The sequence below is a fragment of the uncultured Fretibacterium sp. genome, from assembly GCF_938030725.1.
Taxonomy (GTDB): Bacteria; Synergistota; Synergistia; order Synergistales; family Aminobacteriaceae; genus Fretibacterium.
Genome location: NZ_CALHIQ010000075.1, coordinates 1 through 12,142 on the forward strand (window position 1 = coordinate 1; position 12,142 = coordinate 12,142).

The following is a 12,142-nucleotide window of genomic DNA, read 5'->3' on the forward strand; positions in this document are numbered from 1 at the left end:
GAGCGGGTGGCTGTTAACCACTAGGTTCCAGGTTCGAGTCCTGGTCGTGGAGCCATTTTTGTATACGATGAACGTTGACTATAGAGAGGAGCCGGCCAGGACCGGCTCCTTTGTTGTAGGGGCTGTGGGTGCAAGAGCGAGTTGACGTATTGCAGAAAGTCTGACTTGGACCTTTTCAGGAGGGGTGCTTTTCGATGAATTTGTTGTTGGAGGGGCTCATGGCCATCACGGCGAAGCAGGCTGCGATGTACGCGGTGGGCGGCGCGTTGATCTGGCTTGCCATCAAGAAGGAGTATGAGCCGACCCTGCTGCTTCCGCTGGGCTTTGGGGCCATCCTGGTGAACCTGCCGCTGTCCGGCGTGGTGAATCAGTCCATGGCAGGCATTGGGGAAACGGCAGGGATCATTCAGTGGCTGTTTGAAACGGCGATCAGCGCCTCCGAGGCGCTGCCGATCCTGCTCTTTATCGGCATCGGGGCCATGATCGACTTTGGGCCTCTGTTGGCGCAGCCCGTGCTCTTCCTGTTCGGCGCGGCGGCGCAGTTTGGCATCTTCGTCGCCATCAGCCTCGCGACGCTCCTTGGCTTCGACCTGAAGGACGCCGCCTCCATCGGCATCATCGGCGCGGCGGACGGCCCGACCTCCATCCTCGTGGCGCAGATCATGCACTCCAACTACATAGGCGCCATCGCGGTGGCCGCCTACTCCTACATGGCGTTGGTGCCCATCATCCAGCCCCTGGCCATCCGGCTGGTCACCACGAAGAAGGAGCGGCGCATCCGTATGGCCTACACGCCGGGCAGCGTGACCCGGCGCACGCGCATCCTGTTCCCCATCTTCGTGACGTTCATCGTCGGGCTCATCGCCCCTGCGTCGGTGGCGCTGGTGGGCTTTTTGATGTTCGGCAACCTGGTGCGCGAGTGCGGCGTGCTGAACACGCTGTCCCGCACGGCGCAGGACGAGTTCTCCAACCTCATCACGCTGCTCCTGGGCATCACGATCTCCTTCAGCATGAAGGCGGAGGCCTTCGTGCGGATGGACACGCTCCTCATCCTGCTCATCGGGCTTGCGGCCTTCGTGTTCGACACGATCGGTGGCGTGGTCTTCGCCAAGGTGCTGAACCTCTTCCTCAAGCAGAAGGTCAATCCCATGATCGGCGCGGCCGGAATCTCCGCCTTCCCCATGTCCTCCCGCGTGGTGCAGAGGATGGCCGCGGAGGAGGAGAAGGGCAACATCCTGCTGATGCACGCGGTGGGCGCCAACGTGTCCGGCCAGATCGCCTCGGTGGTGGCGGGCGGACTGGTCATCAGCCTGGTCACCCAGTACCTGTAAGGAGGCGAGCGTCATGAGTTCAGAGGTCGTGCAGAACTTCATCGTTTCCCTGAAGATCATGGGGCAGGGGATGGAGGGCATCTTCGTCGTCATCGTCCTCATCAGCCTCGTGGTGTGGGCCATGGGCCGGATCCGCTAGGGCCGGAGAGGGCGAAAGGTCGGGCAGGGGAGCGATCCCCCGCCCGACCTTTTTGTTGAGCGTTCCGGCGGCGGCCCGTTAGCAGGCTTCGCCACCCACCGGCTTGTAGTCCTTGAGCGCCTGACGGCCGATGGCGTCCGCGGCGAAGATGGCGGCCGACACCTTTTCCGGCGTGACCTCGAAGGGCATGTTGTGCAGCGTGTCGTTGGGCGCGCAGGCGGCTGTGGCGACGCTCATGATCTTCTCCGGCGTCGGGTCTTCGATGCCCAACTGCTTCATCGTCACGGGCAGGCCGACGGCCACGCAGAAGCGCAGGACGGCCTGAAGCTCCTCCTGTGGGATGTCCTCCAGCACCAGTTGCGTCAGCGTGCCGAAGGCGACCTTTTCGCCGTGGTACATGTGGTGGCACTCCGGCAGGATGGTGAAGCCGTTGTGGATGGCGTGGGCGCCGGCGAGGCCGCCGCTCTCGAACCCGATGCCTGACAGCAGGGTGTTGGCCTCGATGATCTTCTCCACGGCCTCCGTGCAGGCGTGGGCCTCCAAGGCCAGCTTGGCCTTGACGCCCTCCGCCATCAGCGTGTCGAAACACAGCTTTGCGACGGCCATGGCCGCACCGCCCGTCTTGCCGCCGGCGCAGGTGACGGCGCCGGACCTCATGCAGGCGCGGGCTTCAAAGTAGGTGGCCAGGGCGTCCCCGATGCCGGAGACCGTCAGGCGCACGGGGGACTTCGAGATGATGTCCGTGTCCATGATGACGACGTTGGGGTTGGCCTTGAAGAACTCGTACTCCTCGAACTTGCCGTCGTCGGTGTAGATGACGGAGAGGGCGCTGCAGGGGGCGTCCGTGGCGGCGATGGTGGGGCAGATGACCACAGGGGCTCCCGCCTGATTGGCCACGGACTTGGCCGTGTCGAATATCTTGCCGCCTCCGACGCCCACCACGATGTCGCAGCCGGCCCCCTTCACGACGGCCGCGATGCGGTTGATCTCCTTCCGGGAGCACTCGCCATTGAAGATCTCAAACTGACAGCTGGCCTTTGAGGCCTTGAAGCTCGCCTCGATCTCGGCGCCGCTCCGCTTCTTCCCGCCCTGGCTGACGAGCACCAGGGCCTTCGAGCCCAGGTTGGCCGTGTACTCGCCGACCTTCTTCATCTCTCCCGCTCCCTGAATGTAGCGGTTCGGGCTGATAAAAATTCGTGCCATGTCAATACCCCCCATGAATAAAAAACTTGAACGATCGTTCACCTTGATGACGCTTTACTGAGCCGGTGGCTTCATTATAGCATGGTCGGGACGGGGTCCTAGGGTGATCCCGGCGGCCAACTCAAACGAATTCAATATCTTTACAAGGTACGTCGTTCGTGGGCTCGCGGGCGGTGTATTCGTACAGGCCGCCGTTCTTGAGGAGCGGCCCTGTGTTCCCCTTAGTGAGCTGCCGTCGCCCTGTGGTCGTCCACGGTCGCGCCCTCCGCCGTCCCGCTCAGGACGAGCGCGCGGGCGGAGAGGCCGTGCCGGGCGAAGGCGGCGCACATGGCCGAGGCGACGGGCTCTGTCGGCCCGCGGGTCAGCGCGATCATCGTGGGGCCCGATCCGCTGATGAAGGCCGCGACGCAGTCCGGCTGGCGGCGTGCCTCCTCCAGGACCTCCGCGCCGCCAGGGATCAGGTCCGCGCGGTAGGGCTGGTGCAGCCGGTCCTCCGAGGCAAAGGGCAGGACGTCCCAGCGCCCCGTGGCCCATGCGGCGGCGAGGAGGGCCGCCCGGCTGACGTTGAGGACCGCATCCCGAAAGGGCACCTCGCCGGGCAGGATCGCGCGCGCCAACTCCGTGCTGACCTCGCAGTCCGGGACGACAGCGACCGCCTGCAGGTCCTGCGGCAGGGGCGGCAGCCGGACGCAGCACAGGCGTTCCCCGTCCCAGGAGGAAACCGTCATGCCGCCCACGGCGCAGGGCACGACGTTGTCCGGATGCCCCTCGATGACCGTCATGAGGCGCAGGACCTCGTCCTCGGGCGCACGGGCGTCCGTCAGGAGGTTGGCCAGCATCACGCCCGCCACCACGGCCGTCGAGGAGCTGCCCAGACCCCGCCGGAGGGGGATGACGTTGTGGCTCTCCAGGACGAATCCCCGACGCGGGACGCCCCACTCGCCGCAGGCGCGGCAGTAGCTTTTGACGAGCAGGTTCTTCTCCACGTCGCCCAGCTCCTGCGCGCCCTCCCCCGTCACGCGGACCGTGAAGCGCCCTTCCGGCAGGACGTCCGTCACGCTGAAGCGGTTGTGGAGGGACAGGGCCATGCCGAAGGTGTCGAAGCCCGGTCCCATGTTCGCCGTCGTCGCCGGGACTTTCAGGACGACGACAGGTTCCGCGTCCTGCCTCATGAGCGGCCCGCCAGGACCTTCAGCAGCTCCTCGGGCGAGTCGCCGATCTCGATGGGGCGCCCCACCTGTCCCATGGCGGTGTCCGGGTCCTTCAGGCCGTTGCCCGTCAGGACCATCGTCACGGTGATGCCCTCCGGCAGACGGCCCTGTCCCTTGAGCTTGACGAGGCCCGCCAGCGGGGCGCAGGATGCGGGCTCCGCGAAGACGCCGCCCTCGCTGGCCAGGAGCCGCTGTGCGCTCAAAATCTCCTCGTCGGACACGGCGTTGAACTCGCCGCCCGACTCCTGCACGGCGGCCCGCGCCAGGTGCGCGCTGACGGGGTTCCCGATGCGGATGGCCGTGGCGACCGTTTCCGGTTCGGGGCAGGGCCTGCCCGTCACGAGCGGCGCGGCCCCCTCGGCCTGGAAGCCCATCATCCGGGGGAGGGCCGGTATCTTTCCCAGCTTGTGGTACTCCGAGTAGCCTGCCCAGTAGGCGCTGATGTTGCCCGCGTTCCCCACCGGTATGGCGTGCCAGTCCGGCGCGCGGCCCCCCAGCGCCTCGCAGACCTCCCAGGCCCCCGACCGTTGCCCGATGAGGCGATAAGGGTTCACGGAGTTCACCATGGCGCAGCCGCTCTCCTCCGCGCCCTGGCGGGCCAGCTCAAGGGCCCGGTCGAAGTTGCCGCGCACGGCGATGACCGTGGCCCCATACATCAGCGCCTGCGCCAGCTTCCCCATCGCCACCTTGCCCGCGGGCAGCAGGACGTAGCAGGGGATGCCCACGGAGGCCGCGTAGGCGGCGGCCGAGGCCGAGGTGTTGCCCGTCGAGGCGCAGATCAGGGCCCGCCGCCCCTCCTCCAGCGCCTTGGCCACGGCCAGCACCATGCCCCGGTCCTTGAAGGACCCCGATGGGTTGCAGCCCTCAAACTTTCCGTAGAGCTTCACTCCGAGCCGGTCCCCGATGCGGGGCAGCGGGATCAGCGGCGTGCTGCCCTCCTCCAGGTTGACCTGCGGCGTGGACGGCGTGATGGGGAGAAGTTCCCCGTATCGCTTTAGAACACCCATGAACGATCAGTCCTCCTCTTGGGCCTGAGCGGACCTTCTGGCTCAAGCTCTTTTCAGGAATTATACGCGATGATGGGCGCCTTGGGGGATTTCTTGAGGGTTTATGAGGATGAAATCTTAGGGGAAACGGCAGGTAGAGCCAAAAATTGCAGTAATAAGGAGAGCGCCAGGCAGGTTGGACCTTATTCAAGCCGGCCAATTCAGCGAGCACACAAGCGTTGGCGTGCTCCCCATCACAAGCACGATTGTCGCGGCACCATTTCTACCATCTGCTATTCACGCGAATACTTACCCAGAAGACGCTTTCAGCACAACTGCGTTTGATCGGACGCGGGGTAGACGCATTTGCTGGATTTTCTGCCGTAAGATAGAATGAAAGCGGATAAAGACGGAATGCCGTTAAGACGGGCGGCGAAAAAAACACGTTTGATTATGAAATCCAGGGGGAGCGGAGACCATGATAGAGGATGCATCGACACAAGAAAGGCGCAGCCTCAACAGGCTGAACGACCGGCTGTTCAAGTACATTTTTGCATCGAGGCAGCACAAGGCGAACCTGATACGTTTTCTGAACGACGTCCTGGACGACCCCGAGAGGGTTATCGCCGACATCGAGTACATCGACAGGGAGTTGGACCAGCCCATCCTTCGGGGGAAGGGAACGCGCTTCGACGTAAGGGCGAAGACGTCCGACGGACGCCTTTTTCAGGTTGAGGTTCAGATTCGGGATGAGAACGATTTTCTCAAACGCTGCCTCTTTTACACCTGTGCGAACTACACCTCGCAGATCGTCGTCGGCGAGCCCTATGGGCAGTTGGGTGAGGTTGTGTTCATTGCCGTGCTGGACTTCGATGCGTTTCCCGATAAGCCGGATGCCTACCACTCCGTTCAGCGGATGATGGACGTGGAGAACCACAAGTGCTACTGCAGCGGGGTTGAGATGCACTTTCTGGAGCTCCCGAAGATGAGGAAGCTGGGAAGGGGGAAATCCCCCGATAGGATGACGGGACTGGAGAGGATGTTGATGTACATGGGTACGGTGGGAGAGACCGAGGCTTTGAACGAGATTGCGGCATACGACCCCGACATCAGGAGGATATTGAACATGGAGGAGGCGTTTGTCAAGACGCCCGACCTGTGGGTGAATTACCTGATACAGGAGAGGGAACAGTCCGATTGGGATAACTACGTGAGGAGCCGAGAGGCCAAGAGCGAGGCCAGAGGCGAGGCGCGGGGTGAGGCCAGAGGTGAGGCGAAGGGCAGGGCTGAAATCGCCCGGAACCTGATTCGGATGGGTTTGGACCTGGATAAGATTGCCCAGGCGACCGGGCTGCCCATGGACGAGGTCGAGGCGTTGAAAGCGGAAATCGTTTAGGGACCTTAAGCACCTGGCATACGCAGCAGGGTACAATATTATTTTACGATGAAGATGTTGTACAAAACGGTGTGTCTGGTGATAGCGACGCTGCTCCTACCTCGGCGGCGGCGATGGAATCCCCCCTGGCCGGCGGGAGGTCCCTCAGCGGGGCCGACCTGAAGCTGGAGTTCAAGAGCGAGGGAGGGACGGCCCTCTTCTCCCACACGGAGCCGCTGCAATTGCACAACATCCTGTTTTTTGCGGACATCCCCGCGTTGGGGAAGGCCCCGTGGTTCGTCAAAAAGCATGGCCCGGCGGACGAACGGTGGCACGCCTTGTTCATCTTGCCCGCCTTCGGGAGCCTCCAGGACGGCGATTACCTCCTGATTCAGGCCGACGAGGCGGACCTTGAGGTCAAGGCCCCCGCCGATGCTCTGAAGAGCGTCAAGAGGGTGGATTCCTCGGTCGTCCCGGAGCTTCAGGTTCCTTGAGGAACGGAGGAAACGCGCCGCTGCATTGGGTGGGCGCGTCGTTGTGGCGTTCGCCCGTGGGCTGTGTTATAATTTCAAAGCTATTGTGGTTAAACCACCGTGGATAACGGTTTGTCTATTTGAGGAGGCGTTTTTTCGTGAAAAAGGGAACCTTTCAGCCGCATGTGAAACCGCGCAAGAGGAAGATCGGCTTTCTTGCCCGTTCGGCCTCGCCGTCGGGGCGCAAGATCCTTCGCAACAGAAGGCGCAAGGGCCGCAAGTGCCTGACCATGGCGTAACTCTCAAGAAGGGCTGGGAGTTTGACCTCATTTTCCGCACCGGTCTTCGCGTTCAGGGAGATCTGGTGCGGTTGTTGTTTTTGAGGACGCCAGGCGATGGGCTGCGCGTCGGCTACGCCGTCGGCAAGCGACAGGGAAGGGCCCACGTTCGGGTCCGCGGGCGCCGCATCCTGCGGGAGGCCTTTCGCCGGCTGAGCCCGTGGGTCGTGCCGGATGTGGCGCTCGTCCTCTCCCTGAGGGAGAGGGGGCTCGCCTCCGACGCCCGGCGGGTGTTCAAGGACATGGCCGCCCTCTTCAGGAGGCGCGGCCTTTTGACGGATGCGTGGAAGGCGCCGGATGACGCGGACTGGAACGCCCCGATCGAAAGAGGCGCCTGAGGGGCGGCGTCCCACGCCGGCGGCGGCGCTCGCCATGCTGCTGGTGCGGGGCTATCAGGTTCTCATCTCCCCCCTGCTGGGCAGGAACTGCCGCTTCTACCCCACCTGCTCGCAGTACGCGCTCATCGCGCTGAGGGACTGGGGGCTCTTTCGGGGCGGGTGGCTGACGCTGAGGCGCCTCCTGAGGTGTGGCCCCTGGAGCGAGGGCGGCTACGACCCGCCCCCAAAGCGGCCCCGCGGCGAGGGCGGAGGGGCCGGCGCGGACGACAATTTTTGTGACTAGGGATGGTGGACTTATTGGGTTATCTGTGGGATCAGGCTCAAACCTTTATGATGTGGCTGCTGGAAACCCTGTACGGGGTGACGAACTCCTGGGGGCTGGCGATCATCCTCCTGACGGTCATCGTGCGCATCGCCATGCACCCGCTGACGCAGAAGCAGATGGTCAGCATGCAGCGGATGCAGAAGCTCCAGCCCAGGATCAAGGTGCTTCAGAATAAATACGGAGATGACAAGGAAACGCTGAACCGGGAGATGATGGCCCTCTACAAGGAGGAAAAGGTCAGCCCCGCCGCAGGGTGTCTGCCCCTCCTGATCCAGCTCCCCATCTTCATCCTGCTCTACCGCGTGCTCTACAACAACGATTTTGCGGGGGCCACGTTCCTGACGGTCCACCTCGACGGATCGGTCCTCACGACGATGGCCGACGCGCTGAACCTGGTGGACAAGGCGGGCGTCCCGATCCCTCGCGATCAGCTGGGGGCCGTCATGGTCTTTTTCTCCTCCTTCACCAACCTTCCCCTCCTCTTCTCGAACATCGGCATGTGGCTGCCCAACATGATCCTGCTGATCCTGATCGCTTTCCTGACGTGGTATCAACAGCACCTCAGCTCCGCGGGGAACCCGCAGATGGCCATGATGAGCTGGTTCATGCCGCTGTTCCTGACGTTCATCTGCATCGGCCTGCAGGGCGGCGTCCTGCTCTACTGGGGCGTGTCCTCCCTGATGGGCGTGGTGCATCAGCTGCGCGTCATGCGCAAGACGGACGAGGAGATGCGGCAGAAGCCCGTCCTACTCCAGGAGAAGCCGGCGAAGGAGAAGCCCCTGTCCTGAGCGCGTCTTTGGCAAGCTTCCGCCCGCCGCCTGACGGGCGCCTTTGCCTTTTGCCACGAAGGTCCCGCGAACGATCCCATGGACGTGCGGGGCGTTTGAGAGAGAGGTGTGTTTCATGGCATTTGAGTTGAGAGAGGACAGGAAGGAGCGCCCGGAGCCTGCGGAGAGGAAGCTGCAGTTCGACGTGAACGCCGTCGAGGAGGCGCTGGACGCCGCGTCGCAGGAGTGGGGACTGCCCCGCGAGCTTCTTCGGGCCGAGGTGGTCGGCTCCGAGCGCGGCTTTCTGGGCCTCTTTGGGAACAGGCTGAAGGTCGAGGTGACCCCGACGGGGGACCTGCTGGGGCTGAAGGGAGCTGCCTTCCTGAACGATCTCATGGGGCGGATGGACCTCGACGCTCAGGCCTCCCTGACGGAGGACGGCACGATCGACATCGAGGGGCCGGACGCGATGGATTGCGTCGTGGGACGGTACGGCGATGCCCTGAAGGCCATGGAGTATCTTCTGAACCTCGCCCTGCGCGACCCCTCCCTGGAGCCGCGCGTCCGGGTGGACAGCTGCGGCTACCGCGAGAGGCGCACCCGCAGCCTGGAGCGCCTGGCGGAGGCCACGGCACGGCAGGTGGCGGAGTACGGCCGCCCCGTCCGACTGGACCCCATGCTGAGCTGGGAGCGCTGGGTCATCCACACGACGCTGCACGACAACCAGGACGTGCGCACGGAGTCCGTCGGTGAGCCGCCGATGGGGAAGGTCGTCGTGCTGCCCCGGTTCGATGCCTCAGAGAGCATGGGCCGCCGGTATCCCAGCCATTCCCGTCCGCCTCGCCGCCGGCCCTATTGACATGCATCCGGTCCTCTTTCGGCTGGGAAGCCTTCAGATCGACACCTACAGCGTGCTCTGGTTCCTGGCCCTGTCCCTCGCGATCCTGTGGAGCGTCCGGCGCTTCCCCCTCTACGGCGTGGACGACGGGGCCGGGCGGCACGTCATCGGCTGGTCGTTCCTGTGGATGCTCTTCGGGGCCCGCGCCATGGAGTACCTGCGGAACGCCCAGGATTACATCGCCGACCCCTCCCTCTTCCTGGACTTGAAGCACGGCGAGCTCTCGGAGGTCGGCGCGTTTCTCGGCGCGTTCCTCGCCGCCCTGGTGCTCTGTCGGCGCAATCCGAAGGCCCCCTTTCAGTCGCTGTGCGGCGTGGTCGCCCTGCCCGCGGCACTGACCATGCTGGTGGGGCGATGGGGGTGCTTCTTCAACGGCTGCTGCGTCGGCATCGCGTCGAAGTGCGCCCTGGCTCTGCACTTCCCCAGGGACCCGATCGGCGTAGCGCGGCACCCCACGCAGCTCTATTACTCGGCCGCCGCCGCCGCGATGCTCCTGGTGCTCTACCTCGTCGAACGCGCCCTCATCCGGCGCGTCCGGCAGGGGGAGGGCCTCCAGGAGAGCGCGGGGGCCCGGGGCGGCGCCGTCACCTCCATCGGCCTGATGCTCTACGCCGCGATGCGGCTCTCCGTGGACGTCGTGCGGGCCGACGCGCCGGTCGACGGCCTGTCCCCCTCGCACTGGATCCTCCTGGGGGCGCTGCCCCTGGAGCTTGTGTGGCTGTGGCGGTCGCTTCGGGCGCTGAAGCAGGACGACCGCCGGGCGTGAGGGGTGGAGGATTGGTGCGGACGAAGCTCCGTAAAATCGCTGTATCAGGCGCTTTTAACGCCTTTTTCGGATGGCCCCGTCCGTAGAAAACTCCATGAAGGATTGGCCCCACGGGACTACAATGACCTCATCATCAATCGAGGCGTTGTGGTCCCTTTTTCATTCCCCTCGCCCCGCAAATTCTGGAGGTGCTCTTTTGATCATGAAGAATGGTTTCAGGTTTAAGAAGTCCATGGCGCTCCTGCTGGCCTGTGCGCTCGCCCTTGGGGCGGCGGGCGCCGTCCCGGCTCTGGCCATGTCCTCCCAGGCCGCGAACCCCATCGTCACCATCGTCAAGGACACGTCCCCCGCCGTGGTGAACATCGACGTCGAGGCCGTGAGCAAGCGCAGGGTATCCCCCTTCCCCTTTGGGGACGACCCCATCTTCCGCCAGTTCTTCGGCGACGCCTTTAAGGAGTACACCCGCTCCGTGCCCATGAAGGGGCGCGGGTCCGGCTTCATCGTCACGAAGGACGGCCAGATCCTGACGAACAACCACGTCGTGGAGGGTGCGGACAAGATCACCGTGACGCTGGCGGACGGCAAGACCTACAGGGCCAAGGTGCTGGGCAAGGACCCAACCTTTGACCTGGCGGTTATCAAGATCGAGCCGAAGGGGAACCTGCCCACCCTCGACCTTGGAGACTCCGACGCCGTGGAGGTCGGGGAATGGGTCGTGGCCATCGGCAACCCCTACGGCTTCGAGCACTCCGTCACGGCGGGGGTCATCTCCGCCAAGAACAGGAGCATCCACGCCGAGGACGTGAACTTCGACGGACTGCTCCAGACGGACGCGGCCATCAACCCCGGCAACAGCGGCGGCCCCCTGCTGAACATGGACGGGCGCGTGGTGGGCATCAACGCGGCCATCGTGCCCTACGCTCAGGGCATGGGCTTTGCCATCCCCGTCAACATGGCGAAGGCCATCATGGACGACCTGGTGTCCTACGGCAAGGTGAAGCGCGGCTGGCTGGGCGTGGCAGTGCAGAAGCTGACGCCTGAGATCGCCAGGGCCTACGGCGTCGATGCGGAGAACGGCGCGATCATCAGCGACGTGTTCCCGGACTCCGCGGCGGCGAAGGCCGGCGTGAAGCGCGGCGACGTGGTGGTGAAGCTGAACGGCAAGGACGTGGAGGACGCCAACGCCTTCGTGCAGAGCGTTCGCACCCTGTCCCCCGGCACGACGGCGGAGCTGGGGATCGTCCGCGGCGGCAGGAACCTCACCCTGAAGGTGACGCTGGACCAGCGTCCCGATTCGGCGGACGGCCGCTCCGACGGTCGTGGAAACGCTCAGAGCTCCAGCGACGTTCTGAAGGAAGTGGGCCTCGAGGTGGCGCCCCTCTCGAACGCGCTCCGCAGGGAGTATCGCCTCGACAAGGATGCGGAGGGACTGGTGATCGTGGGCGTGGCTCAAAACTCCATGGCTCAGAACGCCGGCATCCGCGAGGGCGACCTGCTGATTCAGGTGAACGGGCGCAACGTCGCGGACCTCAGCGACCTGAAGGGAGCCGTGAACGGGGACGGCAAGTCCGTCGTCCTGATGGTGGGGCGGGACGGGCAGACGTTCATCGTCTCCCTGAGCAGTGAGGATTGATGGCGCGTCGTCTGAGCTCCGGCTCCTGAGGCGGCGATCGAGGCGGACCGACATGGCCCGCCTCGTCGTTCAGCACTTCCCTGGAAATGGCACGATGTCGGCCCATGATGGGAAGCGGCGAGTTTGGGACAAGCACCGGCAAAGCACTGACAAATCATGAATGGAGGCGCTTGCGTATGCTGCAGTTTGCGATGTACTTTTTCGGAGCGGCGAAGGTCGCTGCGTTCTGCCTGTTCTCCCTGGCGTGTCTGACGGCGGCGGAGAACGTGGCCGCGGCGGGGACCAACGAGGCCAGGGAAACGCCCCCCACCCTCTCGGCCGCCCGCGCCGTTGACGGATTTGCCCTCCGCGCGGCGGCG

15 protein-coding genes are annotated in these 12,142 nt (G+C 64.5%); 12 read left to right on the plus strand and 3 right to left on the minus strand.

Annotated elements, in window-relative coordinates:
* Positions 1–194: 194 nt before the first annotated feature.
* Both Q0629_RS04345 and Q0629_RS04350 read left to right on the plus strand, forming a co-directional pair.
* Positions 195–1,331, plus strand: a complete 1,137-nt coding sequence (locus tag Q0629_RS04345) for a sodium ion-translocating decarboxylase subunit beta (RefSeq protein WP_298779380.1) — start codon at positions 195–197, stop codon at positions 1,329–1,331.
* A gap of 13 nt (positions 1,332–1,344) precedes the next feature.
* The gene (locus Q0629_RS04350) at positions 1,345–1,470 is read left to right on the plus strand and encodes a hypothetical protein (RefSeq protein ID WP_298779382.1); all 126 of its coding nucleotides are present in this window, start codon (positions 1,345–1,347) and stop codon (positions 1,468–1,470) included.
* A 78-nt stretch (positions 1,471–1,548) separates the two neighbouring features.
* Here the strand turns inward: Q0629_RS04350 and Q0629_RS04355 are convergent, their stop codons facing one another.
* The 3 genes from Q0629_RS04355 to thrC form a co-directional block, all read right to left on the minus strand.
* Positions 1,549–2,673, minus strand: coding sequence for a glycerol dehydrogenase (locus Q0629_RS04355; RefSeq protein WP_298779384.1), 1,125 nt, complete (start codon positions 2,671–2,673; stop codon positions 1,549–1,551).
* A gap of 221 nt (positions 2,674–2,894) precedes the next feature.
* Entirely contained in the window at positions 2,895–3,845 is a 951-nt protein-coding gene (gene thrB / locus Q0629_RS04360; RefSeq protein WP_298779386.1) for a homoserine kinase, read from the minus strand.
* Positions 3,842–4,891: a threonine synthase gene (gene thrC / locus Q0629_RS04365; RefSeq protein ID WP_298779388.1), complete on the minus strand. Its 1,050-nt coding sequence runs from the start codon at positions 4,889–4,891 to the stop codon at positions 3,842–3,844. The genes thrB and thrC overlap by 4 nt, the downstream gene beginning before the upstream one ends.
* Positions 4,892–5,348: 457 nt before the next feature.
* Here thrC and Q0629_RS04370 point away from each other — a divergent pair, with 457 nt between their 5' ends.
* The 10 genes from Q0629_RS04370 to Q0629_RS04415 form a co-directional block, all read left to right on the plus strand.
* Positions 5,349–6,266: an Rpn family recombination-promoting nuclease/putative transposase gene (locus tag Q0629_RS04370; protein WP_298779391.1), complete on the plus strand. Its 918-nt coding sequence runs from the start codon at positions 5,349–5,351 to the stop codon at positions 6,264–6,266.
* 113 nt (positions 6,267–6,379) lie between these two features.
* Positions 6,380–6,739, plus strand: a complete 360-nt coding sequence (locus Q0629_RS04375) for a hypothetical protein (RefSeq protein ID WP_298779393.1) — start codon at positions 6,380–6,382, stop codon at positions 6,737–6,739.
* A gap of 137 nt (positions 6,740–6,876) precedes the next feature.
* Positions 6,877–7,017, plus strand: coding sequence for a 50S ribosomal protein L34 (rpmH, locus tag Q0629_RS04380; RefSeq protein WP_208873312.1), 141 nt, complete (start codon positions 6,877–6,879; stop codon positions 7,015–7,017).
* The gene (locus Q0629_RS04385; protein WP_298779400.1) at positions 6,999–7,394 is read left to right on the plus strand and encodes a ribonuclease P protein component; all 396 of its coding nucleotides are present in this window, start codon (positions 6,999–7,001) and stop codon (positions 7,392–7,394) included. The genes rpmH and Q0629_RS04385 overlap by 19 nt, the downstream gene beginning before the upstream one ends.
* Complete coding sequence (gene yidD / locus Q0629_RS04390; protein ID WP_366123062.1) at positions 7,354–7,677, plus strand: membrane protein insertion efficiency factor YidD; 324 nt, start codon at positions 7,354–7,356, stop codon at positions 7,675–7,677. The genes Q0629_RS04385 and yidD overlap by 41 nt, the downstream gene beginning before the upstream one ends.
* A 2-nt stretch (positions 7,678–7,679) precedes the next feature.
* On the plus strand, positions 7,680–8,507 hold the full coding sequence (locus Q0629_RS04395; protein ID WP_366123064.1) for a YidC/Oxa1 family membrane protein insertase: 828 nt from the start codon (positions 7,680–7,682) through the stop codon (positions 8,505–8,507).
* A gap of 115 nt (positions 8,508–8,622) precedes the next feature.
* Positions 8,623–9,345, plus strand: coding sequence for a R3H domain-containing nucleic acid-binding protein (locus Q0629_RS04400; protein ID WP_298779402.1), 723 nt, complete (start codon positions 8,623–8,625; stop codon positions 9,343–9,345).
* Positions 9,278–10,150, plus strand: coding sequence for a prolipoprotein diacylglyceryl transferase family protein (locus Q0629_RS04405; protein WP_298779404.1), 873 nt, complete (start codon positions 9,278–9,280; stop codon positions 10,148–10,150). Before Q0629_RS04400 ends, Q0629_RS04405 begins: the two co-directional genes overlap by 68 nt.
* A gap of 202 nt (positions 10,151–10,352) precedes the next feature.
* The gene (locus tag Q0629_RS04410; protein ID WP_298779407.1) at positions 10,353–11,783 is read left to right on the plus strand and encodes a Do family serine endopeptidase; all 1,431 of its coding nucleotides are present in this window, start codon (positions 10,353–10,355) and stop codon (positions 11,781–11,783) included.
* 176 nt (positions 11,784–11,959) lie between these two features.
* Positions 11,960–12,142 (plus strand): hypothetical protein (locus tag Q0629_RS04415; protein ID WP_298779409.1); only part of this gene is annotated, 183 nt, incomplete at its 3' end.

Bases quoted from the DNA above. Each gene is read 5' to 3' on its own strand.
- Q0629_RS04345 (WP_298779380.1), top strand. From the start codon at position 195: ATGAATTTGTTGTTGGAGGGGCTCATGGCCATCACGGCGAAGCAGGCT.
- Q0629_RS04350 (WP_298779382.1), top strand. From the start codon at position 1,345: ATGAGTTCAGAGGTCGTGCAGAACTTCATCGTTTCCCTGAAGATCATG.
- Q0629_RS04355 (WP_298779384.1), bottom strand. From the start codon at position 2,673: ATGGCACGAATTTTTATCAGCCCGAACCGCTACATTCAGGGAGCGGGA.
- thrB (WP_298779386.1), bottom strand. From the start codon at position 3,845: ATGAGGCAGGACGCGGAACCTGTCGTCGTCCTGAAAGTCCCGGCGACG.
- thrC (WP_298779388.1), bottom strand. From the start codon at position 4,891: ATGGGTGTTCTAAAGCGATACGGGGAACTTCTCCCCATCACGCCGTCC.
- Q0629_RS04370 (WP_298779391.1), top strand. From the start codon at position 5,349: ATGATAGAGGATGCATCGACACAAGAAAGGCGCAGCCTCAACAGGCTG.
- Q0629_RS04375 (WP_298779393.1), top strand. From the start codon at position 6,380: ATGGAATCCCCCCTGGCCGGCGGGAGGTCCCTCAGCGGGGCCGACCTG.
- yidD (WP_366123062.1), top strand. From the start codon at position 7,354: ATGACGCGGACTGGAACGCCCCGATCGAAAGAGGCGCCTGAGGGGCGG.
- Q0629_RS04395 (WP_366123064.1), top strand. From the start codon at position 7,680: ATGGTGGACTTATTGGGTTATCTGTGGGATCAGGCTCAAACCTTTATG.
- Q0629_RS04400 (WP_298779402.1), top strand. From the start codon at position 8,623: ATGGCATTTGAGTTGAGAGAGGACAGGAAGGAGCGCCCGGAGCCTGCG.
- Q0629_RS04405 (WP_298779404.1), top strand. From the start codon at position 9,278: ATGCCTCAGAGAGCATGGGCCGCCGGTATCCCAGCCATTCCCGTCCGC.
- Q0629_RS04410 (WP_298779407.1), top strand. From the start codon at position 10,353: ATGAAGAATGGTTTCAGGTTTAAGAAGTCCATGGCGCTCCTGCTGGCC.